Raw genomic sequence first — 24,713 nt, 5'->3', positions numbered from 1 at the left:
AATTTGGAGAAACGTTTCGAGCTTGATGAACTGCAAAGCAAGGCCATCGTAGACATGCGTTTGTCGCAACTCACGGGCTTGCGTATCGAACAACTGCACGCAGAATATCAGGAATTGGAAGAACTTATTGCCAGATTGCAGCTTATTTTGGACGATCCCGAAGAGTGTAAGCGTGTGATGAAGGCCGAATTGGAGGAGGTGAAGGAGAAGTTTGGTGACGAAAGGCGCACCGAAATCATCCCCGACGAACACGAATTCAATGCAGAAGACTTCTATCCCAACGACCCCGTGGTTATCACCGTTAGCCATTTGGGCTACATCAAGCGCACGCCACTCTCCGAGTTTCACGAGCAAGCGCGAGGCGGTGTGGGCAGCAAAGGGGCCAACACGCGCGATAAAGACTTTACGGAGTACATCTATCCGGCCACGATGCACCAAACGATGCTCTTCTTTACCAAGAAAGGACGCTGCCATTGGTTGAAGTGCTATGAAATACCCGAAGGGGACAAGACTTCAAAGGGGCGTGCCATACAGAACTTGTTGAACATAGACGCCGACGATTCTGTTAACGCTTTCCTCCGCGTTAAGGGGCTCAACGATGCCGATTTCATCAAGAACCACTTCATCGTGTTCGCTACGAAGAATGGTACGGTGAAAAAAACAAGTCTTGAAGCTTATTCGCGTCCACGCACTAACGGCGTAAACGCCATCACCATTGCCGACGGCGACGAGGTGGTAGACGTGCGCCTGACCAACGGAAAGAACCAACTGATTATGGCAAACCGCAATGGGCGTGCTGTGTACTTCGACGAAAATACCGTTCGAACCATGGGAAGAACGGCCACAGGTGTACGCGGTATGCGTCTGGATGGCGGCGACGATGCCGTGGTTGGCATGATTGTGGTGAACAATCCAGAAACCGAAACGGTGATGGTGGTGAGCGAAACGGGCTACGGAAAACGCTCGCTTGTGGCTGATTACCGACAAACCAACCGTGGCGGAAAGGGTGTGAAGACCCTCAACATCACTGAGAAGACGGGCAAGTTGGTGGCAATTAAGAACGTTACCGACGATAACGACCTTATGATTATCAATAAGAGTGGTATCGCCATTAGGCTTGCTGTGGCCAATTTCCGTGTTATGGGACGTGCCACACAGGGTGTTCGACTCATCAATCTGAGCAAAAAGAACGACGTTATTGCCAGCGTTTGCAAGGTAAAGACTTCTGACGAGGAGGACGACTTGAACGAGAATGATGAGGAACATCCCAACAACGAGGCGATGTCCGCGACTGAACAAGGTATGGCAAACGCCAACAACGATGCCCAAATCCAAGGCAACGATGCCAACGGAGGGGCTGAAGTGGAGGCCGACGCCACAGAATAAGGCTTAGAAACGGCCGTTTGGTGCGGTTCTGTTTGTTGTTCTCATACGGCAGATACCGCACCAACGCGCCAAAAGGCTTGCCGTATGGCAGTCTTGGCAAGGGCTGATGGGGGCTTGAAAACACCCATTGTGCCTCGCCGAAAGAGAGATAGACTATCGTTAAATCTTAAAAAATTACAGTTATGAGAAAAGTTATGATGTTCGCCCTGATGCTTGCAGCATCGTCTGTGGCGTTCGCCCAAGATGCCGTGAAGGAGGTGTTGAAGGCCAAAAACTACGCCGATGCGCAAGCGTTGGTAAAGGCCAACCTTTCTAGCATGAGCGATGCCGATAAGGCAAAGGCCTACAACAAGCTTGTTGATCTCTCGTTTGAGAAGATAAACAAGGAGCAGAGCGTTATCACCGCCAACCAAATGGCCGAGCAGTTTAAGCAAGGAAAGGTTGAGGCTTACGACACGCTGGGTTTTTACAACGCCCTTGCCGATGCGCTTACCAACGCCATCGAGTGCGAGAAGTACGACCAAATGCCCAACGAAAAGGGTAAGGTTAAGCCCAAGTTCCACAGCTCTAACCAAAATCGCTTGTACAACTTGCGCGTTTATTTGGTTAACGCCGGACAAGAGGCTGCACAGAAGAACAACAATGCAGGCGTGTTGAAGTTCTGGGGACTGTACACCGCTACGGCCGATACGCCCCTGTTTGCCGACATGTCTAACAAGCAACCCGACCAATATGTGGGTCAGGTGGCTGGCTTTGCCGCACGTTATGCCATCCAAGACAAGGACTATGCAACTGCCGATAAGTATCTGGATGTGGCCTTGAAGTATGCGGGCGACAATAAGGACGACTATAAAGACGCTCTGGGTTTGAAGTTCTACATCGCCCAACAGCAGCTCAAAACTAAGGAAGACTCGCTGGGTTATGTCAACAAGCTGAAAGAATACTATGCCAAAGACCCCTCTAACGACATGATTATGGGTACATTGGCCAACATGTACACCAACTTGAACATGAAGGACGACATGAAGAAACTCATCGACAGCCGTTTGGCAGCCGACCCCAACAGTGCTATGGCATGGACTTTGAAGGGGCAAGCTGAGATGAACGCAAGCCAATGGGACGATGCTATTGCCTCGTTTAAGAAGGCTATTGCCTTAGACGACAAGAACGTTATCGTGCTTACCTACCTCGGTTTCTGTATCAACTCTAAGGCTGCTGCCATCAATAACGACGTGCCTGCACAAAAAGTTCTCTACAAAGAGTCGATGGGCTATTTGGAGAAAGCCAAGGAGTTGGACCCCAATCGCGAGAAAGCCAATTGGAGCTACCCGCTCTACCAGTGCTATTATGTTAACTATGGCGCTGCCGACCAACGCACCAAGGACCTCGAATCATTGCTTAATAAGTAATAAACAGTAGTATGAAAAAGCACAGAACCGCGGCCTTGGGGCTTTGGTTCTGTGCTTTGCGTTTGTTCAACTATGCTTTTAGGCAGGTTCTAAAAATTACCTTTGCTGTATTTTTAGCTTTTAGCTGAGCAGGTTTTGCTTACTCCTTGAAGGAGCATAGTGAACTATGCGGCTGGAAGAGAAAGCAAAAGATGCCAGATAAAAGCAAAAAGACAGTGAAGAGCAATACAAGGAACAATAATTGAGCCTTTGCGGGGAATTTTTAGAACATGCCTTAATTGCTCGTTCGGGCATGAAAAAAAGTCGTGAACATTCGCTGCCGTATCACCAAGAGGCGTAAAATAGATTTATCTGAATGAACAGATTTTACTTTATATTGTTGTTTTCGTTTATCACTTTGGCCAGTTCCGCTTCGTTGAAAAAGGACTTGGCACAGGTGAAAGCGTCCCTAAAAACGGGAAAAGAGTTAGATAAGGCCGAACGCATCATGAACGATGTGCTGGCCAAACCCGACAATCGAAAAGAAATTAAGACATGGTTGCTGCTTTTCGATGTTATCAAAAAGCAATACGAACAGGGTAACGAACGATTGTATTTGCAGCAGTCGGCCGACACCGTAACCATGTACAACCTTACAAAGAAGATGTGCTTAACGCTCGAAAGCATCGACTCGGTGGAGTTGGCCAATGCCAATGGCGACGCAAGCAAGCTGAAATATCGAAAGAAACACGCCGACGAGTTTTTCACTTATAAGGCAAACTTATTCTATGGTGGCACTTATTTCATGAGCAAGAAGATGTACGACAAGGCTTATTCCTTCTTCTCGCTCTACATAGATTGTGCCAAAATGCCCATCTTTACAGGTTACGACATACTCAATACCGACAGCCAACTGCCACGCGCAGCGTTCTTTTCGGTATATTGTGGCTACAAGTTGCACAAGCCCGAATTGGCTTTGCGCTATCTTCCCTTGGCTCAAAAAGACAAAGAGCGCTACGAATACCTGTTGCAATACCTTGCCGATGTGTATCAATCGCAGAACGATACCGACAAGTATATGGCCGTATTGAAAGAAGGTTTTCAGGATTATCCCACGCAAACATATTTTTACACACGTCTAATCGAGCATTATTCCAAAAACAACAACTGGTCTTCGGCCAAAGCCTATGTAGACCAAGCCATGCAAGCCATGCCCGAACACCTTTGGCTGCGTGTGGCCAAGAGCACCATTCTCCTGAACCTTGGCGACTATAATGGCTGTATTTCCCTATGTGATAGCATCATTGCTAAGCATAAGGACCTGCCCGAAGTGTACCTCAACGCTGGCTTGGCCTACTTTAACCGTGCCGTTGAAGAGGAAAAAACGGCTCGTACATCGCGCGACTTGAAAAAGAAAGTGGCGGCAAGTTATCGTGGTGCGCTGCCTTATATGGAGCAGTATCGCCGCATGGCTCCAAACGATCAGAGCCGTTGGCTGTTGCCGCTTTATACCATTTACCTCAACTTGAACATGGGTAAAGAGTTTGAAGAGATGGACAACTTGATGAAGGTGGCGAAATAGAACTTACACATTCACACACTCATAAACTCATAACGATGAACCATATAGACTTGGCTAAAGCCTTTCGTAAACTAGGTGTTGAAAGCCTTAACGACATGCAAAAGGCCACAGCCACAGCCATGCAGGCTGGCAAGGGCGATGTGGTGGTGCTCTCGCCTACAGGTACGGGCAAGACACTTGCTTACCTTTTGCCCCTAGTAGAGATGATAAACCCTGAGAACGATAATGTTCAGGCCGTGGTGATTGTACCCGGACGCGAACTGGCTTTGCAGTCGCAGCAGGTGCTGGCGGCTGTGGGGGCAGTGCGTGGCATGGCTTGTTATGGCGGACGAACGGCTATGGAAGAGCATCGCGCTTTGAAACAGCTACGCCCACAAGTGATTTTCGCCACCCCAGGGCGTTTGAACGATCATCTTGCAAAGGGCAATATCTCTGCCAACGATGTGCGTCTGCTGATTATCGACGAGTTCGACAAGTGCCTAGATATGGGTTTTGAAAACGAAATGCGAACGGCATTGGCCTCACTTCCGCAGGTGAAAAGGCGAGTGCTGCTATCGGCAACCAACTCGCCGCGCATTCCCTTGTTTGTTGAGAATGCCAAACTTGAATGTATCGACTTTGTTGGCGAGGCCGAGAAGGTTAAGCAACGTATTGCCGTGTACGAAGTAAAGAGCGACTCGAAAGACAAACTCGATACCCTACATCGTCTGTTGTTGGCTTTCAACGGCGAAAGCACCATTGTTTTTCTCAATCATCGCGAAAGCGTGGAGCGTACCAATGCCTTTTTGGTTGAACAAGGATTTGTAACCAGTCTTTTTCATGGCGGACTAGAACAAGATGCTCGTGAGGCCGCGCTTTATCGCTTTGCCAATGGCAGTGCCAATGTGCTTGTATGCACCGACTTGGCATCGCGTGGGCTTGACATTGACGATGTGCAGCACATTGTGCATTACCATTTGCCCGAAACAGCCGATGCTTACACACACCGTATTGGGCGAACGGCTCGTTGGGATAAGCTGGGTAATGGCTACTTCATCCTTTCGGAAGGCGAACGAATACCCGAATATGTAGACAGCGAGGTGCAACCTTTTGCCCTTCCCACTGTTAATGGTAAGGCACAAATGCCGCGAATGGCCACTTTATATATAGGTAAGGGTAAGAAAGACAAGATTAGCAAAGGCGACATCTTGGGCTTTCTCTGCAAGAAAGGCCACCTTAACAACGACGACATCGGCCGTATTGACGTAAAGGAACGTTATGCCTACGTTGCTGTTAGTCGAAACAAAGTAAAGCGTTTGCTTGCTGATGTGGCTGGCGAAAAGATAAAGGGTGTTAAGACGATTGTTGAGGAGGTGAAGTAAGAGGGGGCTGGGCATTAGTTCTATTTCCATGCTGCTGCTTCTGTTGGTTATGAACTGCATGCCCTGCAACCGCCCGCGTAGGCCATCGTGAGCGTACGTCTTTTCCATGCCGTTGCTTAAAGGCGTGTATGCGGCATAATCGTTTTTGTCTAGTTTTCGGTAAGAAATTTAACATTATGAGTACCCTTTTCGCCAACCAATCGCCCACCTTGCCGCAAAAAAACGATTCTCGCGGAGGTTTGTTTTGATGCAAAAAGGGGCTAGCCCATGAGTACGGCAAAATGAATATTTATTACATGGAGCCACCATTTGCAGCATTTTTTAGGCCATTTGCAGCAAAATGCAGTGCAATATGCTGCAAAATGCACTGCGTTTTGATGCTAAACGCAGTGCGTTTTGCTGCTAAACGCAAGGTAAAATGGTGCTAAATGCAGTGCGTTTTGGTGCTAAATGCAAGTCAAAATGCGGCTAAATGAGAGATGAAAAGCATAAAAATACGCTGAAAAGGTATAAATAAAACCCTTTTGAACCATGAAACACATGGCTAAAAAGGGCAAAATAGCCGTTAAAAAGTGGGTTTTTAGGGGATAAAAGCGAGTAATTGCGCTTGAAAAATAACGAGACGGAAACCAATCTAGGAAGGCTAAATGGTACAAAATGCAGGTTTTGTTCTTAAAAACAGACAAAACAAAAGACGTGAAAGGTTAGAAACAGTAGTAAATTACCTACTTTATGACCTATGTTTTCGCTAGAACGGAGTGAAATTTAAACCCGATTTGTAAAATATAACGCAATGTTTTAAGTTTTTGAGTTGGTAAGTTTTTTGAGTTGGTGTGCTTGTGAGTTGATGAGTTTGTGAGTTTATCAGTTGATGAGTGCTTGTGTTTGTAAGTTGGCGAGTTGATGAGTTGGTGAGTTGCTGGGTTTTCGGGAGTTTGTAAGCCAGTGAGTTGGTTTGTCCTGCACTTCGTATATAAGCGGGGTGTTTATCTTGTGTTGGTGCCACAAGGACAACAAACTCCTCTCAATTTATAAAGAGATTAAAAGTAAAGTCGACTACACGATAATATTTGAAATCCCGACTCATTTGTCGGTGGCAAAGCGCAGTTAGTTCTCAAAAATGGCCTGTTGGAGGTCATTTAATGTATTCTCTTCAAATTGAAAGTAGGGTTTATAGTATGGCACGTTATGAGGAAATAGTCATGGTTACTTAAAAATAGAGGATTTCTCTGTGCCATAGGGCACGGAGAAATCCTCACGAGTTGTTGGGATAGAGATATGGCGTAGGCCGCTTACCTCACTGTTTCTTTGCGCTTGCCAATCCAAGCCAAGATGCCGCCTTCAAGGTTTACCACCTTATAACCTTTGGCACTTAGCTGCTTTGCGGCTGTTGCGCTGCGCCTTCCGCTGCGGCAATAAACGGCCACGGGGCGTTCTTTTTGCAGCTTGCTTTCGGCATCTGCCAAGAAGTTAGGGCTGAAAACGTCTACTAAAACAGCCCCTTTGATATGGCTTTCAGCAAACTCTTCGTGTGTGCGAACGTCTAGGATTTGTGCAGAATCGTTCTTAATGGCTTGCTCGAAACCTTCAACGTCTACGTTGGTGTATTGACTTTGTGCGCAAGCACCGAATATTGTACTCCAAATTGACATAAAAACAAATGCAATTTTTTTAATTTTTGATGTTTTAACCGATTGGTTCTGTTGGTTCATTATTAATCCTTTTTAAAAAGTTTTGCCTTGATGTTTGTTCGCAAATGCACGTAGGGTAGGGGCGTAAACATAGATGTAAACCCTGTTAGTGGCCTGCCTTACCAGGCTTGCAAGCAATTATAAGGCATTTTTTGTTGGCTATTTCTGTTCACAAGTTAGATCTAAGGCACGTTGGCAAGGCCATTGGGTGCTTAGTATAGTGGCCAATTGCTTATCGAAATAGTTGTTCTAGTTTTCTTTCGAGTTTCTTCCAAAGCACAGTTCCCATCACTACTTTGCCTTCGGGGTCGACAAGTACCATTGATGGAATCCACTTTACGCCATAGGTTTTTGAAATTTCAGCCTCGCGCATCTTCTTTAACTCACTGGCATGGGCATAGTTCATACCGTATTTCTCGATGGCAGCCTTCCATAGTTCGGCGTCGACATCGAACGAAATGCCCACGAAGGCTACACCCTTATCTTTAAACCTATTGTACAGGTCAACAATGTTAGGGGCGTCTTTGCGGCAGTCGGGACACCACGATGCCCAAAAGTCCAACACCACATATTTGCCTTTAAACTGACTGAGAGTTACTTTCTTGCCATCGGGTGATGGTAATTCGAAGTTGGGAGCAATCGTTCCTGGTTTCACAAGCTCGGTAGCGTATTTCGCATCATAGTCTACTTCTGTAGATTGTTGGGCCTTTGCGGTGTTGTTTCCTAGCGAAAAAGCAACCAAAAGGGCAGCTGCTGCCCTGCGTAAATGCTTTATGTTCATGTTGTAATGTTTTTAATTATATGTTTGTGGGTCTGCAAAAGTAATCTTTTTCTTGCTTATTATGGCATTGTTTGCGTAAATATTTTGTGCGTTTGTGCGTTTTTGAGGTCGTTAGGTTTTAATTTTTTGAGTTCTTGAGCTCATTGTTTTTTAATTGTTTTTGAGTTCGAAAGAAGGTTGTTTGTGGGTTAAAGTGTTTTAACCACATTCTACTAATAAGCCCAAAGTTAACGAACATACAAGTATACCAAAGGCTTAAGTGTGGAAGAATGCCATAAATACACAAACTTAGAAACTTAAAAACTCACAAATTTATTCCTCATAACAAACTCAAAAAGACCGCTGTTCCTCGCTTTATTGCTCACGGCTGTACCACTATTTCTATAAAAAATGTTGCCAATTGCGCAGCAAGAGAATAAAAAGACGTACCTTTGCACAACGAATAACATTAGAAAACATAGTTAGAGATTTATGAAGAAGATGAAAGTTTTGACACTATTGATGTGTCTCGTGTTAGTGTTTGGCTGTAAAACCAAGCAAGGAACAGGTACCCTTATCGGTACTGGCGGCGGAGCACTCTTAGGTGCAGTAATTGGTAAGGTAGCAGGTAACACAGCTGTTGGTGCCGTTGTTGGTGCAACTGTTGGTGCTGCCACTGGCTCAATGATTGGTAAGCACATGGATAAGGTGGCTAAACGTACCGCCGAACAAGTGAAGAACGCCAAGGTTGAGGAGGTTACCGATGCCAACGGACTAAAAGCTGTGAAGGTAACATTCGACTCTGGTATTCTGTTTGCCACCAATAAGGCTACACTTAACCAATCTTCGAAAAACGAGTTGGCTAAGTTCTCGCAAGTGCTTAAAGAGAATAGGGACTGCCATGTGGACATCTATGGCCACACCGACAATACGGGTAACGATGGCATTAACATCCCTTTGAGCAACAGTCGCGCACAGAGCGTTGTTAACTATCTCGCCAATTGTGGTGTTCCACGCAGCCAATTCCAAAAGGTTGAAGGCAAGGGAAGTTCAGATCCCGTTGCTAGCAACTCTACGGCTAGCGGCAGACAACAGAACCGCCGCGTAGAAGTTTACCTCTATGCTAGCAAGGCTATGATTGACGCCGCCAACAACGGAACGTTGAAGTAAGGCCTGCGCCAAAGCCATAAAAAGCTAAAAGGCGCGAAAGAAAAGCTGCATTGGCCAACATTCTCTGTGGGCGATGGCGTCTTTTCTTTCGTGCCTTTCGGCTTTAACAAGGGTTATATAAGTAAACGCAATATGAGGGAAATCTAGCACAAGTGGCCGATGGAACACACTATAAGGATGTCTCTAAAAATTTCACGCCGTCGTTCAACCACACCTCAAGCAACGCTCTTTGCTGTATTTTTGCTTTTATCCGGCATCTTTCACTGGCCTTTTCGGTTGCATAGTCCACTATACTCACGCAAAATGCAAGCGAAATTTGCTCAGATAAAGCCTAAAAATTCAACAAAGATAATTTTTAGAACCAGCTTAAACGTTTATTGAAATGAATCTAATGAAAAAGAAAATATTTAAGGTTTTGCGGTGGACGGCCGCCCTGTTTTTCGGCTCTACCATCCTCTCGGTGGTGGTGTTGCGTTTTGTCCCCGTGTTCTTCACGCCATTGATGTTCATTCGTTGCGGCGAACAGCTGCTCGACGGCAAAAGCCTTACCATGCATCACCATTGGGTTTCGCTAGAAAAGATTTCGCCACATCTGCCTGTGGCGGTGATGGGAAGCGAAGACCAGCGGTTTTTGTTGCATCACGGGTTCGACTTTGCGGCCATTCAGAAAGCCGCTAAGCAAAACATGAGGGGTGGAAAGAAAATGGGTGCCAGCACAATCAGTCAGCAAACGGCCAAGAATGTGTTTCTATGGCCTGGCCGTTCGTGGATAAGAAAAGGTTTTGAAATGTACTTCACGGCACTTATCGAGTTGATGTGGAGCAAACAGCGCATTATGGAAGTGTACCTCAACTCTATCGAGATGGGCGACGGCATCTATGGTGCGGATGCTGTGGCAGAATATAACTTCGGTACCACGGCCATCAACCTTAGTCGCGCCCAATGTGCACTCATTGCCGCAACACTGCCCAATCCGCGAGTGTTTAGTTCCAAATATCCTTCGGCTTACATGCGCAAAAGGCAACATCAGATAATGAAGAACATGCGCTATATGCCTTCGTTCCCCAAGGAAGGCGAAGACTATAACCCCAATACAGCCAGTGGTGGCGTGTATCGGAAGAAGAAATAAGCGGGCACGACAGCCCGCACAACAAACGAAAGATGGAGAATTTGCTCGATAAACTAAACGAAAGCCAGCGCGAGGCGGTGGTATATACCGATGGGCCACAACTGGTTATCGCTGGTGCAGGCTCTGGTAAGACGCGCGTTCTTACCTTTAAGATTGCCTATTTGTTGCAACAGGGACTGAAACCGTGGAACATATTGGCGCTTACTTTCACCAATAAGGCGGCCAACGAGATGAAGGCGCGCATTGGAAACCTCGTTGGACACGATGGGGCCAAGCACCTTTTTATGGGTACTTTCCATTCTATCTTCTCGCGAATATTACGCGTTGAGGCGCCTCGCATTGGTTTTTCGTCGAACTTTACCATCTACGATGAAACGGATTCGCGGTCGCTTATCAAAACTATCTGTAAGGAAATGCAGCTAGACGATAAGGTGTATAAGCCTGCAACGGTGCACGCACGCATATCAATGGCTAAGAATCACTTTATCCTTCCCGATGCTTATGCAGCCAATGCAGAGCTGATGATGCGCGATGCACGCGAACACATGTCGGCTTTGCACAAGGTGTATGCCGCTTATATGCAGCGTTGTCGTCTGGCTAACGCTATGGATTTCGACGACTTGTTGTTGCTTACCTACCGACTTTTTGACGAACATGAGGATGTGAGAAAGGAATATGCGGAACGTTTTCGGTATGTGTTGGTAGACGAGTACCAAGACACTAACCACGTTCAGCAACTTATTGTGACGTTGTTGACGAAAGAACACCGCCGAATCTGTGTGGTGGGCGACGATGCACAGAGCATTTATGGATTTAGAGGTGCCGACATTGACAATATTTTAGACTTTCAACAGCAGTTTCCTGAGACGCGTCTTTTTAAGTTGGAACAGAACTATCGTTCAACACAAAACATTGTGAAGGCGGCCAATAGCCTTATCAGCCATAACCAAAGGCAGATAAAGAAAGATGTGTTTAGTGAGAATGATGCGGGCGAGAAGGTTACACTGAAACCTGTTTATTCGGACAAGGAAGAGGCGTTGGTGGTGTGTAGCGACATCAAGCGTATCATGGACGATGAGCAGGGAGCGTATAACGACTTTGCCATATTGTACCGAACAAATTCGCAAAGCCGCTCGTTCGAGGAAGAGTTGCGCCGACAAAGCATTCCTTATCGTATCTACGGAGGATTGAGTTTTTACCAAAGAAAGGAGATAAAAGACATTATCGCCTATTTCAGATTGGTGATGAACGTTGACGATGAGGAGGCTTTTAAGCGCATCGTAAACTATCCTGCTCGCGGAATTGGCAACACCACGCTGGCCAAAGTAACGATGGCGGCGCAGCAAAATGGTGTGAGTTGTTGGGAGATTTTGACCAATCCTGCCCACTATCAACTTGATGTGAACAAGGGAACATGGACTAAGTTGCAAAAGTTTCGCGACATGGTGAATACCTTTGTGGCCGAACTTGCAGCCTTGGATGCCTACGCGTTGGGGATGAAAATCATCAAAGAGAGTGGCATTCAGGCCGACCTATACGCCGCGAGCGATGCCGATAGCCTTACGCGACAAGAAAACTTGCAGGAGTTTGTGGGCGGGCTAAGGGAGTTTGTAGACATTAGGCGCGAAGAAGGTAACGAAGGTGAGGTGTTCTTAAACGACTATTTGCAAGAGGTTTCGTTACTTTCTGACCTTGATAGTGAAGGCGACGACGAGAGTAGGGTTGTGTTAATGACCGTCCATTCGGCCAAGGGGTTGGAGTTTCCTACGGTGTTTGTCGTGGGATTGGAGGAGAATATCTTCCCAAGTCCGCGGTCTACCGACTCGCCCCGACAGCTTGAAGAAGAACGTCGACTGCTTTATGTGGCCATCACTCGTGCCGAAAGGCATTGTATCTTGACGTGTGCTAAGAACCGTTATCGCTTTGGACGAATGGAGTTCGACACGCCCAGCCGTTTTATTCGCGACATAGACCCTAGCTTATTGAATGTTCAGAACCCTATGGCCGACTTCTCTAAGCCGCGGTTAGAACGCAGTTTGTTGTCAGACGAACTGCCTTCGGCACGCTATAACGGGGGTAGGAGTGCCAGGGAATCGGGTGAAAGGCGTTTTGATAACCCACGTTTTCTTAACTCACGACCTGTTGCGAGTCAGTTCATGGCCGACCCAATACCCAACCCTGCGCGTCCTAGAAAACCCGAACCTGCGGTAGACCCGCTGTCGGAAGGCTTTAAAAAGAGGCTTGCAGCTAGTGGTGCGAACCTAAAAAAGGTGTCTGAGGCCATTTCTCATTCGTCGTCTGGCTCTGCACCTGCGGAAGTTATGCACGATGCAGGAGGCAAGGAAATTATAGAGGGCTGTGTTATTGAACACGAAAGGTTTGGTATCGGCACGATTGAAAGGCTTGAAGAAACGGGCGAAAACGCTCGTATGACAGTTAACTTTAAGCATGCTGGCTCAAAAAAACTGCTCTTGAAGTTTGCCAAGTTTAAGGTTATAGGGTAAGGCCGACCCAAAATAAAGGCGTCTGAGCCTGCGATGTGTATGCGTTACTTCGCACTTCGCACAGGTTCAGACGCCTTTGTTATGTTTGTTTGTTAGTGGCAATGGCTCAGGTGTGGCTGGTTAACTCATAAACTTTCTTGCTCATAAACTCACCAGCTTACAAACTCATAACCACACCAGCTCATAAACTTATAAACTTACTTGCACACAAACTCATAAACTCATCAGCTAACAAACTTACCTACTAACCACCACTTTCTTCTTACCTTTTATATATACGCCCTTGGGTAAAGCGTTGAGGTTGGTGCCCACATAGCGGCCATCAATGGTGTAAATCTTTTCTGCGTTGCTGCTGTCTGTGGTGCTTTCGGGCTGTTCGATGCCGGTAGACGTTTGGTCTTTAAGGAAATCGAAGGTAACAATACCGTTTTTCAATGCAATGTTATAGATGGGTTTGTTAAGCATTCCGCCCGTCCATGGTGCATAGTTCACCATGTTTTGGGCATCGGTAAGGCGATTAACGTTATTCTTACCAGGGTAAAGGTCGCCTGCAAGCTGTTCATCGTATTGCTTTTTCTTCATGTAAGGCGCGGTAAGATTGCTGTTGTCTGACACCTTTCTATACGAAGACGGCAAGTAACCGTCGGCAGGAACGATGGTCATTCGGGGGTGTTTCTTGATGTTGTTCACCGAGTTGTCGCCTCCATGAAACACGGAGAAGGCTCGCGGTACGTACTCTACGTGGCTCACCATCATGCCAGAGGCAGGCAATTTCTTATTCCAACCCTTAGCTTGGATATTCTCAACGATGTAATATTCGTTGCCGCTGGTATTCTTGTCGTTCTTAATTCGATAGGCCTTTCCGCCTTCGTCGATGCTTTTCAACTCCACTTTACCTTCCTTAGTAAGTGTTTCGATGGTTAGCCAACCCATCTTTTCGCGTTCCCATGCGGTGTAAGCCGTGGGCGAGTAGCCATTATAAAGGTATATGCCATTGTCCATCACGTCCCATTCTTCCATGCCTTGGTTGTCGTAGGCATCGAAATCTTGTTTGTCATTGGCAGTAGTCCATTGTGGACTTACTGTTGGGTAGAAGTCGGGTAGGCCCATGCAATGCGAAAATTCGTGGCAGAAAAGTCCCACGCCATTGATGAGTAGGCCGCTTTTAGAGTTATAATTCCCATCCGGACGGCCATTTAATTCGTTGCTTATACCAGCCAAACGCATATATTTTCCGTCTTTCTTAATATCTGTTCCGCAAACAAATGCCTTCGGCCAAAGCGTAGAGTCGATGCTCGAAACGCTCTCACCATAGCCTGCATATATGATATAAACAAGGTCTACGTTGCCATCCTTATCGGCATCATACTTTGAAAAGTCTAGCGAATCGTCCATCATGGTACAAGCTTCGGACACTAATTCACGGTATCTTTCCATCGAAGAACTGCCTTCGCCGTAATAAGCGACATTCTTGGGCATGGTTATTGGACCATAAAGGTCGAATTGTGGCTTGAACTTTCCGCCGCTCATGTCGCTGAAATACCTCTTAACGCTACCCGTGTTGCGGTCTTCTGCGTTTCCAAAGTCTTGGTGCTTGTCGGCCATACTATTAAGGTATTGGTTGAAAGCCTTGCGTGGTTGAACCTTGAATGGCCTGTTGGCGAACTGCACGAGCAACACAATTGCGCGTGGTGAGCCTGTATGGGGGAAGAAACTTGTTGAGCTTTTGCCGCCAAATCCGCGTGTGGCAGTTAGGCGTTCTGGGCGTGTGTTAACGGTAAGAAAAGCCTTAACATCTTGCTTTTTGCATAGAGATTGTTCGGCGGAACTACGTTTGTCGGCATCATGAGCCAACGTTCCCGACGATGAAAGCATGCCATTTGTATCAATGTTGGCTATGTAATAGCCGTTTCCCACTTGTTTAAGAACCACGTTGTCGAGTGTGGAAACCCAGTTAAAGTCGGCGTCGCCGTTGATGCGAATGGTGAGTTGGGTGCCGTCTGGCTGGCTAACGGTGATGGGATAGGGCCATCCTTTGGAGGCATGGCTTGCCAAATGGCACAACAATGTGATGAGAATAAGTACCGTTTTCTTCATTTTCTAATTCTTTTTATAGTTATATGATATTAGTTATAATTGGTTTCTACCATACCAGTATTGCCCTTTTTTCTTGGTTTGTCTGCCAAACTCTATGGCATGTTGTGGACAGTGGTGGTAGCAAGCAAAGCAAGTAAGGCAGCTGCCATTGTGTTTCCACGTTGGTTCTTGTCCCTTTCCGCCCTCGATGTCGGCTGTTGGACACACCTCGGCACATACTCCGCAACGCACGCAGCGGTTTGTTTCAACCCGAAAGGCCTTGTCGTTGACGAGCTTTCGTTCGAAAAACTCGCCGATAACACGGCTGTTTATGCGCGGCCAGCGACCCACGTTGGGCTCTTTTTCCACCTTTTCTGCCTCGTTAATCTGTGCAACGATGCTCGTTAGGTGTATCTTGGCCTGATTCTTTTTCTCCCTTTCTTTCTCGATGGTGTCTACATCCATGAAGGGCAACCCCACGTAACTTTCTGGCATGAGCAACGAAAACACCGCATCTAAGTGCAGCGAACGTTGCGCCAATGCACGCCGAAAGATGCGCATACTCTCGCCCGTGGTGTCGCCAGCTGTGCAAAGTGCGAAACAATAATGGCCCTCGGCGTTGGCAATGCTTAGCTTTTCGATAAACCGGCGTACCAAAACGGGAGGACGCCAAGCGTGTACGGGAAAGCAAAAGCCAATGCGCTCGCCAGCTGCAAGCGTGTAATGGCATTGTCCTTCCATTGCATCGGGAATGAAAATAAGGCGTTCGCCTGTCTTTTCCGATAGCTGTTGAGCGGCCCAACGGGTGTTGCCCGTGGCCGAGAAGTAGAATATCATTAGGCAAAGTTACTACTTTTCGGCGTTATAGTCAAATCTTGCGTAACGTTTTTGCTTACAAATTGCACTTGCAAGGTGGCGTTTCGTGTTGGTTTGAACTATTCCGTTTGGGCTTTAAATTCTCTTTGCGCCGAATGTGTTCAGGCAGTCTTCGTAGATGGCGAGATTGTCGGATTGCGGGTTGATAGCCGCCATACCAGCATCGAAAAAGCGTAGTTTGCCTTCGAAACGTGGGTCGTTGCGCATGTCTTTCACCGATTCGGCCACGCAATAGTCTTTTGCAAAGCCGCATACAACTACCTCATCGTATTGCGCCAATTGGTCTAGAACTTGCTTTCCGTGTTCGTTGGGCGTGCGTTCGTTTACATACGAGAAGATGGAAAACATCTCTGCGTCGGCATATTCGCCCTTTTGGTAAACATGTAGTGGGCGTTGGCCGTGGTGTAAGTTGTCCCAAACGTTCACGGCTTGCACCAAGACGTCGGGGAATGCCCATCCCCACGAACCTATCAGGCAATGTTCGGGCCACAGCGTGTGCACCCTGCCTTTGCTTTCCATTGCTCGGAGATAGTTCAAAACCTGCTCTTTGGTGGCGAATGTGGGTGAGATAACGCCTTGCTCCACGTCTTCAGAGCGCACGTTGGCAAAGGGTTTCACGCCCTCGCCCTGCCAGTAGGCGCAGTGTCCTACGTGGTAACGTCGGTGTGTGTCTTGCGAAATGGCGATGCCCTCCGGGTTATTTTCCTCTATATAATGGGCAATGGCCTTTAAAGCCTTGCCGGCGTGGGGCACGTAAAGACTGCCGCGGCTGTCGGCAAAGTCGTTGTTGGGGTCGATGATGAGTAGCATTTGCATGGGTTGTTTATCTTAAATTAGCGGATGTTTTGTTCTTCAAATAAAGTTTTGTGCTTGGAAGAGAACGGCTTATCCCATGTTTCCACTTGTCAGACATGTCATGTGTATTAACGATGAAAACGATGTATGGATCTACATTCCGGCACCTTGCAAAGTTAGTTATAAATTCTGATAACTTCACATCTTAACGCTATTATATTGTATTTGAACAAGGTTTCTCGGTTCTCTTTCGCTTGGTGGCGCATAAATTTCGTCCAACTGGACGAATGCAAGTCGTTCACTTTACGCCATAATAAAGCGTACCGAATGCCTTTGATAAGGCATGAATAACGTGTGAAAAGTATTTTTTCGAGGCATCCTAAAAAAAAGAGTTCAAGTTTGTTGTATCTCAACATTAATTCATAACTTTGTATGAAAATACTTACTTATCATGAATCTGAAAATACGCTTGTCGCTGATGAACTTCCTCGAATTTGCTGTTTGGGGAGCTTATCTCACCTCCATGGGGACTTATTTGGTAAAAATCGGAATGGCAGACCAAATTGGTTGGTTCTATGCCGTGCAGGGTATTGTATCTATTTTCATGCCTGCCATCATGGGTATAGTGGCCGACCGCTGGGTTCCTGCCCAACGATTGATGGGCTTATGCCATTTGTTGGCCGCCCTCTTCATGTTTGCCACAGCTTATTACGGCTTTGTGGCTATGGGCGAAGTGGCAGATGGCACCTCCGTTGCAGGCACTTTCGCCGGTTCAATGATATTTCCCCTTTACAGTTTAAGCGTAGCTTTCTATATGCCCACGTTGGCATTGAGCAACTCTGTGGCTTATACAGGGTTGAACCAAGCAGGAATGGACACCGTGAAAGATTTCCCGCCAATACGCGTTTTTGGCACAATCGGATTTATTTGTACCATGTGGTTTGTTGATTTGATGGGGTTCCAGCCCAACCAAAACCAATTCGTGGTGTCGGGAATATTCAGCATCATCCTCTTTTTATACAGCTTTACGTTGCCCACATGTCCCACATCGAGTGGCTCCGAGCGTAAAAGCATTGCCGACCAGCTGGGGTTGCGCGCCTTCTCGCTGTTCAAACAGAAAAAGATGGCCATCTTCTTTTTCTTCTCCATGCTGCTGGGCGTCAGCTTGCAAATCACCAATGGCTTTGCCAACCCCTTTATAACAAGTTTCGAAAGCATACCCGAATATGCCGACACTTTTGGTGTAAACCACGCCAACATACTTATTTCGTTGTCGCAAATCAGCGAAACCTGCTGTATTTTGCTCATTCCCTTCTTCATGAAACGTTTCGGAATAAAGAACGTTATGCTCATTGCCATGTTCGCATGGGTACTCCGTTTCGGACTCTTTGGCTTGGGTAATCCTGGCAATGGCGTATGGCTCTTCGTGCTTTCGATGATTGTTTACGGAGTGGCATTCGACTTTTTCAACATCTCTGGTTCATTGTTCGTAGACAAATCCACCGATGCGCACATGCGTTCTAGTGCGCAAGGCCTGTTTATGTTGATGACTAACGGCATTGGCGCAACGGTTGGCACGCTGAGCGCACAAGCCATTGTTAACCATTTTACCGTAGACGGAGTGACCGATTGGCAAACTTGCTGGTATGTATTTGCCGCATACGCCCTGGTTGTGGGTGTGGCTTTTGCCTTGGTTTTCCGCCCTAAGGGAATAGACAAAAAATGAAATCGAAGATAAGACTAATATTCAACAATGTTGCCGAGATAGTTGGTAACGAGCGTCTTGGCTTACTTGCACTCACTGATGAGGCTCAAACGATGGAGTTGCTCATCCCTTGCGACAGGGAAATGAAAGAACAACTTGGCCTGCGGCTTAACCATTTGCCCATCACCAAGATGCTTTTGCCCGAAGTTTTGTGGCAGTTGGTGCGCTCGCATACCGATGTCGACTTCGAGATAATCATCGATGACATCATTGATGGCCAGTATCGGGTGTTGCTCTACAACACCTTAACACTCGAACCCATAAAACTTAGGGCCAGCGATGCCGTGTTGCTTTCTCTCATTGGCAACATACCTATATATATAGAAACCTCTCTGATGGCGCGCCAAGGTACGGCTTTCAACAAGAATGCTACGGGTGCGTCGCTCCCGATAAACATACTGGACAACAAAATGATAGAAGATGCCCTTGCCAAAGCCATTAAAGACGAGAACTACGAACTGGCATCGCGCATCAGCGAAGAAATAAAACGGAGGAAAGACAAGCAAAAATGAAGGAAACGCGCTATTTCTATGTACCCGATGCAGCACGTTCTAACGAGTTGCCTGCCGAGGAAGCGGCACACGCTTCAAGGGTGTTGCGCTTGGAAAGTGGCGACGAAGTGTTTCTAACAGACGGTGCCGGCTGTTTCTTCAAGGCGCAACTCACCCTCGTAACAAAGGGCAGATGTCTTTACGACATTGTGGAACGGCTGCCACAAGAAAAGACATGGAACGGCCGAATAGCCGTGGCAATGGCTCCAACAAAGGTTATAGACAGGGTGGAATGGACCTTGGAAAAGGCCACGGAGATAGGTATTGACGAGTTCTCGTTGCTTAATTGCGCCTTCTCCGAACGTAGAAACGTTAAGTTAGAAAGGCTGGATAAGATTGTTGTTGCCGCTGTTAAGCAAAGCAGAAAGGCTTGGAAACCGCTGTTGAACGACCTCCAACCTTTCGAAAACTTTGTGAAACAGCCACGAAAGGGAGCCAAATACATCGCCCATTGCTATGCCGAGATTGATAAAAAAGACTTGTATGGCGAGTTGTTGCAGCTAAACGGCGATGAGGAAGTAACCATACTCATCGGGCCAGAGGGCGACTTTTCCATTGATGAAGTGCGTTTGGCCATGAATAAAGGGTATGTTTCCGTTTCGCTTGGCCAAAGCAGACTGCGGACAGAAACTGCTGCCTTGGCCGCAACAATGATTGCTCAACTTGCATTTAGGAAATAAACAAATAAGATGAAAGATATTATAGGAGCGTTGGTCTCGTTGGTTGTGCTGTTGGTTTCGTGTTCGAAAGCCAATTATGTACAGTCTATACCCAAAAGCAGCATGGCTGTTATGGCGATTGATGTGCCTAAGTTGGGCAAGGACTTGAAGGCAGAAAACATCCTGAAAACTTTTATTGGGGCAGACAGCAACGTAGCCGATTGCGGAATAGACCTATCTTCAAAGCTGTATCTCTTTGAGGCGGCCGACATGAATTTCGGGCTTTGCGCGAAGGTAGACGACGTTTCTAAACTTGCTGCCACCTTTGATGCGCTTGTGCAAAAGGGAACGGCAGTGGCAGGAAAAGAACGCAAAGGATGCCAATTTTATACCGTTAACAACGTTTGGGCTGTGGGTTTTAACGACGATGCCCTGCTGCTGATGGGGCCGCAACCGCTTGCCGTGCAGCCCGACTTACAGTTGCGTATGGCCAAGTTGCTCAACATCGACCTCAAAAAAGAAGACCGCCGATCGCCTTTGTTAGCCTCGGTAGACGCCATTGATGCGCCTATGGCCCTTGTTGCGCGACTTGATGCACTGCCCGAAAACGTTGCGCTTCCCTTTACTTTGGGCCTACCAAAGCGCGTAAACCTATCGCAAGTGGTGTTGAAGGCAGGTTTGCATTTTTCGGGAAACGCTCTTTTGATGAAAGGCGAAACCTTTTCGTACAACCAAACGATTGACGAATCCTTGAAACGGGTAGCCAATGCCTATCGTCCCATTGGCGAAAGCTTTTTGAAAGACGCTACTTCGCCAGCCGCACTCACCCTTTTTGCCAACATGGAAGGCGACAAATTGTTGGGCATTGTGCAAGATAATGTTGTGTTGTCTACACTGCTTACAGGACTGAACACGGCCATCGACATGGATAACATCATCCGAAGTGTCGACGGAAACATCATCATTTCTACCTCCACTTATGCCAGCGGACAAGCCAACCTCTCGATGAAAGCTCAGGTAAAGGCCACCAATTGGCTGATGGATGTAGGTTATTGGAAACGTTCTTGTCCGCCAGGCTCTACCATTTACGATGCTGGCCCTCGCGCTTACGTGTTCGACAACGGCAGTTACAAATACTATTTCGGGTTAAAGGCCGACAACAGTTTCTATTGTTTGCCCCATCCGCCTTTTCAACAGCCCGTCTCGGCAACGGCTAACGGCCAAGTATCGCCAAACGTAGCTAACGAAATACGCGGAAAACGACTGGCCCTAGTCTTCAACTTAGACGCCTTGGCCGGCATAAGGGGCATCAAAGCCAATAGCTTAGACATAGTGAAAAGTTATTTGGGAGGGGTAAACACAATCGTTTATATATTAGAATGATGAACAGTATTAGCTTTGAACAAGTTACGCCGCATGTGTTCTTGCAACGCGAAAACCTGCAATCGGATGTGTGGCAACAGCCCAATCTGAGGTTCGAAAAAGGTAAATTCTACCTTGTTGAGGCCCAAAGCGGCCTTGGAAAAAGCACTTTTTGCAGCTATATTTTGGGTTATCGGCAAGATTACGAAGGCGTGGTGAAGTTCGACGAAACGGATATCAGCCTGCTCTCCACAGCCGATTGGGTGAACGTTCGCCAACGAAACGTAAGTATGTTGTTCCAAGAATTGCGGCTGTTTCCCGAACTAACGGCTTTGGAGAACGTGATGTTGAAGAACCAACTTACCCATTTTAAGACCGAAACCGAGATACGTGCGTGGTTCGAACAGCTAGGAATTGCCGACAAGATAAATGCGAGGGTGGGGCAGATGTCTTTCGGACAGCAACAACGCGTGGCCACACTTCGCGCCCTGGTGCAGCCTTTCGACTTCCTCTTAGCCGACGAACCCATTAGTCATCTCGACGATCTTAATGCCGACACGCTTGGCGAACTGATGGCAGCCGAGGCTAAATCGCAAGGGGCGGCACTGATAGTAACAAGCATTGGCAAGCATCCTGGCTTGCAATACGATAAAATTCTGAAACTATGAAACTGGTTTGGAAATTACTTCGCCAACATATCAGTTGGCCACAGTTCGTTGGTTTCTTCTTCGCCAACCTCTTCGGCATGACCATTGTGCTGCTTGGCTACCAGCTATATTGTGACATCTTGCCCATATTTACGGCTAATGACAGTTTCTTAAAGGCCGATTACCTTGTGGTGAGCAAGAAAATTGGCATGGCTAACGCCTTGGGGCAGCAGCATTCGGGTTTCTCGAAAGACGAGATAGCCGACCTTCAATCCCAACCTTTCGTTAAAGGCGTGGGCCAGTTCACCTCTACGGCATACAAGGCAGAGGCAACGATGGGCGTTAGCGGCATGAAGATACTTAACTCTGAATTGTTTTTCGAAAGCGTTCCCGACCCATTCGTTGATGTTTCGCTCGATAATTGGCACTATACGCCAGGCGATAGCTTGGTGCCGGTTATCCTTCCGCGAAGTTATATCGCCATGTACAACTTCGGTTTCGCCCAAAACCATTCGTTGCCCAAAATAAACGAAGGGCTTGTAGGCATGATAGACTTGCACATTCAGGTGCAAGGCAAGGGCGGACAAGGTTGTTTCAGGGGAAAAGTAATCGGCTTTTCGTCTAAGCTTAACACCATTCTTGTTCCCCAATCGTTCATGACATGGAGCAACAGTCACTTCTCGCCCGATAGCGAGATGCCTCCATCGCGACTTATATTAGACGTTACCAATCCTGCCGACCAGCGTATCGGGACCTATCTCGAAGACCATAACTACGAATTGGAAGATAACAATCTCGATGCCGAGAAAACCACTTACTTCCTCAAACTCATGGTTACGTTGGTTATGGGTGTAGGTGTGGTTATTTCCGCACTAAGCTTTTATGTGCTGTTGTTGAGCATCTATCTGCTTGTGCAGAAAAACACCACCAAGCTACAAAACCTCTTGCTCATTGGTTATAGTCCTTCGCGCGTGGCGTTGCCTTACCAGATGCTTACCCTTGTTCTTAACTTTGCAGTGCTTGTTGCAAGTTTCTCGCTCCTGCTTATAATACGAGGTTACTACATAGACATCGTGGAAACACTTTTCCCCGACCTCCCTTCTACGGGAGTGGCACCCACCTTGGGTATTGGTTTGGCGTTGTTTCTCTTTGTTACGGGTATCAATTTCGCCATCTTGTGGCGCAAGACAATCAGCATTTGGCGACACGGCAAAAACTAGTGGACGGCAAATGTCGTAGCACTTGTTTCGTTCTGCCCACCTAAACTTTGCCCATACATTTTGCGCTTTAAGCATTTTAGCGTAACTTTGTAGGCTGAAAAGAAATAACACGAAAGATAAATGGCAATAGAACTAAAAGATTTAACCAAGCGTGCCGACAATTATAGTCAGTGGTTTAACGACTTGGTTGTGAAAGCCGACTTGGCGGAACAGTCCGCCGTGAGAGGATGTATGGTTATCAAACCCTATGGTTATGCCATCTGGGAAAAGATGCAACAACAGCTTGACCGTATGTTTAAGGAGACGGGAGCACAAAACGCCTACTTCCCACTCTTGATTCCAAAGTCGTTCTTCTCGCGTGAGGCCGAACACGTAAAGGGGTTCGCCAAAGAGTGCGCTGTGGTAACGCACTACCGCCTACGTGCATCCGAGGATGGGAACAGTGTTGAAGTGGACCCCTCGGCCAAGCTCGATGAAGAACTTATCATACGCCCCACATCCGAAACCATCATTTGGAACACGTATAAAAACTGGATACACTCTTGGCGCGATCTGCCCCTAATGTGCAACCAATGGTGCAACGTTATGCGTTGGGAGATGCGTACACGTCCCTTCCTTCGCACTTCCGAGTTCCTTTGGCAAGAAGGACACACGGCGCATGCAACGCGTGAGGAGGCCGAAGAAGAAGCAAAGAAGATGCTAGACGTGTATGCCAAGTTTGCACAAGATTGGATGGCCGTGCCTGTTGTGTGTGGCGTTAAGAGCGAGACTGAGCGTTTTGCCGGTGCGTTAGACACCTACACCATCGAGGCCATGATGCAAGACGGCAAGGCCTTGCAAAGCGGAACGAGCCATTTCCTTGGCCAAAACTTTGCCAAATCGTTCGATGTTACTTTCCTCAACAAGGAAAACAAACCCGAATATGTATGGGCAACAAGCTGGGGAGTTAGCACTAGGCTTATTGGTGCATTGATAATGACCCACTCGGACGACAATGGTTTGGTCCTTCCACCAAAGCTTGCACCCATACAAGTGGTTGTTATTCCCATTGGTAAGGCCGGCGAACAGATGCAAGCCATTGCCGATAAGCTGCAACCTGTTATCGAGCAGTTGCGCAAAGCTGGCGTGACGGTGAAGTACGACGACTCGGATAATAAGCGTCCGGGCTTTAAATATGCCGACTATGAGTTGAAGGGCATCCCCGTTCGCATCGTTATGGGCGGCCGCGACCTAGAAAACAATACGGTGGAAATTATGCGTCGCGACACCTTAGAGAAAGAAACCATCGGTTTCGAAGGTTTGGCCGAACATATTGTTTCGGTGCTCGACGACATGCAGGCCAATATCTTTAAGAAGGCATTAGACTATCGTAACGCGCATATTTACGAGTGCAACGACTACGAAGAGTTTAAGGAGCGTATTAAAGATGGCGGTTTCTTCCTTTGTCCTTGGGACGGAACGGAAGAAACGGAGGCGCGCATTAAGGAAGATACGCAAGCCACTATCAGGTGTGTTCCTTTTGAGTTCGAACAAACGGAGGGTGTAGACATGGTGAGTGGAAAGCCTGCTAAGCACCGCGTTATCATTGCACGCAGCTATTAAATCTGCATATTGGGGGGCTAAGTTGGCCACCCAAATCGTGCAAACGCCATATTCATGTACGCAATATTGTGTATGATATAGGGGTGTTAGGCTAGTTTCTGGCCTAACACCTTTTTGTATGTAACGTCTGTTGGCTGTTTATCCCAAATCGGTTGTTAGAAAAATCTGCTTTCATTGTAAGCATCCAAT

General features: G+C 47.1%; 19 protein-coding genes. 14 read left to right on the top strand and 5 right to left on the bottom strand.

Annotated features, from left to right (window positions below):
- The 4 genes from BN93_RS09140 to BN93_RS09125 all read left to right on the top strand — a co-directional run.
- Positions 1-1,386 (top strand): DNA gyrase C-terminal beta-propeller domain-containing protein (locus BN93_RS09140; RefSeq protein WP_044260256.1); only part of this gene is annotated, 1,386 nt, incomplete at its 5' end.
- Between the two features lie 182 nt (positions 1,387-1,568).
- Positions 1,569-2,795: a tetratricopeptide repeat protein gene (locus tag BN93_RS09135; protein ID WP_044260254.1), complete on the top strand. Its 1,227-nt coding sequence runs from the start codon at positions 1,569-1,571 to the stop codon at positions 2,793-2,795.
- Between the two features lie 355 nt (positions 2,796-3,150).
- Positions 3,151-4,356 carry a tetratricopeptide repeat protein gene (locus BN93_RS09130; protein WP_019188033.1) on the top strand — a complete coding sequence of 402 codons (1,206 nt, stop codon included), beginning with the start codon at positions 3,151-3,153 and terminating at the stop codon, positions 4,354-4,356.
- 35 nt (positions 4,357-4,391) lie between these two features.
- Positions 4,392-5,717, top strand: coding sequence for a DEAD/DEAH box helicase (locus BN93_RS09125; protein ID WP_019188032.1), 1,326 nt, complete (start codon positions 4,392-4,394; stop codon positions 5,715-5,717).
- Positions 5,718-7,009: 1,292 nt separating this feature from the next.
- On the opposite strand, the gene BN93_RS09120 is transcribed toward BN93_RS09125, so the two are convergent.
- Together BN93_RS09120 and BN93_RS09115 are read right to left on the bottom strand one after the other, a co-directional pair.
- Positions 7,010-7,429 carry a rhodanese-like domain-containing protein gene (locus tag BN93_RS09120; RefSeq protein ID WP_019188031.1) on the bottom strand — a complete coding sequence of 140 codons (420 nt, stop codon included), beginning with the start codon at positions 7,427-7,429 and terminating at the stop codon, positions 7,010-7,012.
- A gap of 211 nt (positions 7,430-7,640) precedes the next feature.
- On the bottom strand, positions 7,641-8,189 hold the full coding sequence (locus tag BN93_RS09115) for a peroxiredoxin family protein (RefSeq protein ID WP_019188030.1): 549 nt from the start codon (positions 8,187-8,189) through the stop codon (positions 7,641-7,643).
- Positions 8,190-8,660: 471 nt separating this feature from the next.
- Here BN93_RS09115 and BN93_RS09110 point away from each other — a divergent pair, with 471 nt between their 5' ends.
- From BN93_RS09110 to BN93_RS09100, 3 genes are all read left to right on the top strand, one after another.
- Positions 8,661-9,338: an OmpA family protein gene (locus BN93_RS09110; RefSeq protein ID WP_009229390.1), complete on the top strand. Its 678-nt coding sequence runs from the start codon at positions 8,661-8,663 to the stop codon at positions 9,336-9,338.
- 391 nt (positions 9,339-9,729) lie between these two features.
- Positions 9,730-10,467: a monofunctional biosynthetic peptidoglycan transglycosylase gene (gene mtgA / locus BN93_RS09105; RefSeq protein WP_019188028.1), complete on the top strand. Its 738-nt coding sequence runs from the start codon at positions 9,730-9,732 to the stop codon at positions 10,465-10,467.
- 32 nt (positions 10,468-10,499) lie between these two features.
- Positions 10,500-12,971 (top strand): ATP-dependent helicase, encoded by a 2,472-nt coding sequence (locus tag BN93_RS09100; protein WP_019188027.1) that lies wholly within the window; start codon positions 10,500-10,502, stop codon positions 12,969-12,971.
- A 237-nt stretch (positions 12,972-13,208) separates the two neighbouring features.
- Here the strand turns inward: BN93_RS09100 and BN93_RS09095 are convergent, their stop codons facing one another.
- The 3 genes from BN93_RS09095 to BN93_RS09085 all read right to left on the bottom strand — a co-directional run bounded on the left by BN93_RS09095 (position 13,209) and on the right by BN93_RS09085 (position 16,739).
- Complete coding sequence (locus BN93_RS09095; RefSeq protein WP_019188026.1) at positions 13,209-15,068, bottom strand: M6 family metalloprotease domain-containing protein; 1,860 nt, start codon at positions 15,066-15,068, stop codon at positions 13,209-13,211.
- A gap of 33 nt (positions 15,069-15,101) precedes the next feature.
- Positions 15,102-15,884, bottom strand: coding sequence for an EFR1 family ferrodoxin (locus tag BN93_RS09090; protein WP_019188025.1), 783 nt, complete (start codon positions 15,882-15,884; stop codon positions 15,102-15,104).
- Positions 15,885-15,998: 114 nt separating this feature from the next.
- Positions 15,999-16,739 (bottom strand): cysteine hydrolase family protein, encoded by a 741-nt coding sequence (locus BN93_RS09085; protein ID WP_232211152.1) that lies wholly within the window; start codon positions 16,737-16,739, stop codon positions 15,999-16,001.
- Positions 16,740-17,169: 430 nt separating this feature from the next.
- On the opposite strand from BN93_RS09085, the gene BN93_RS09080 reads away from it, so the two are divergent.
- The 7 genes from BN93_RS09080 (at position 17,170) to proS (ending at position 24,524) form a co-directional block, all read left to right on the top strand.
- Positions 17,170-18,444, top strand: a complete 1,275-nt coding sequence (locus BN93_RS09080) for a nucleoside permease (protein WP_019188023.1) — start codon at positions 17,170-17,172, stop codon at positions 18,442-18,444.
- Complete coding sequence (locus tag BN93_RS09075) at positions 18,441-18,995, top strand: bifunctional nuclease domain-containing protein (RefSeq protein ID WP_019188022.1); 555 nt, start codon at positions 18,441-18,443, stop codon at positions 18,993-18,995. Before BN93_RS09080 ends, BN93_RS09075 begins: the two co-directional genes overlap by 4 nt.
- Positions 18,992-19,714 (top strand): 16S rRNA (uracil(1498)-N(3))-methyltransferase, encoded by a 723-nt coding sequence (locus BN93_RS09070; RefSeq protein WP_019188021.1) that lies wholly within the window; start codon positions 18,992-18,994, stop codon positions 19,712-19,714. Before BN93_RS09075 ends, BN93_RS09070 begins: the two co-directional genes overlap by 4 nt.
- Positions 19,715-19,723: 9 nt before the next feature.
- Positions 19,724-21,076 carry a DUF4836 family protein gene (locus tag BN93_RS09065; protein ID WP_019188020.1) on the top strand — a complete coding sequence of 451 codons (1,353 nt, stop codon included), beginning with the start codon at positions 19,724-19,726 and terminating at the stop codon, positions 21,074-21,076.
- Positions 21,076-21,723, top strand: a complete 648-nt coding sequence (locus BN93_RS09060) for an ATP-binding cassette domain-containing protein (protein ID WP_044260315.1) — start codon at positions 21,076-21,078, stop codon at positions 21,721-21,723. The genes BN93_RS09065 and BN93_RS09060 overlap by 1 nt, the downstream gene beginning before the upstream one ends.
- Positions 21,720-22,922: a hypothetical protein gene (locus tag BN93_RS09055; RefSeq protein WP_019188018.1), complete on the top strand. Its 1,203-nt coding sequence runs from the start codon at positions 21,720-21,722 to the stop codon at positions 22,920-22,922. The genes BN93_RS09060 and BN93_RS09055 overlap by 4 nt, the downstream gene beginning before the upstream one ends.
- Positions 22,923-23,042: 120 nt before the next feature.
- A complete protein-coding gene (proS, locus tag BN93_RS09050; protein ID WP_019188017.1) occupies positions 23,043-24,524 on the top strand; it encodes a proline--tRNA ligase in 1,482 nt (493 codons plus the stop codon).
- Positions 24,525-24,713 lie beyond the last annotated feature (189 nt).

The organism is Prevotella conceptionensis 9403948 (genome assembly GCF_000312305.1).
GTDB lineage: Bacteria > Bacteroidota > Bacteroidia > Bacteroidales > Bacteroidaceae > Prevotella > Prevotella conceptionensis.
This window is presented reverse-complemented; position numbering and strand designations above follow the sequence as displayed.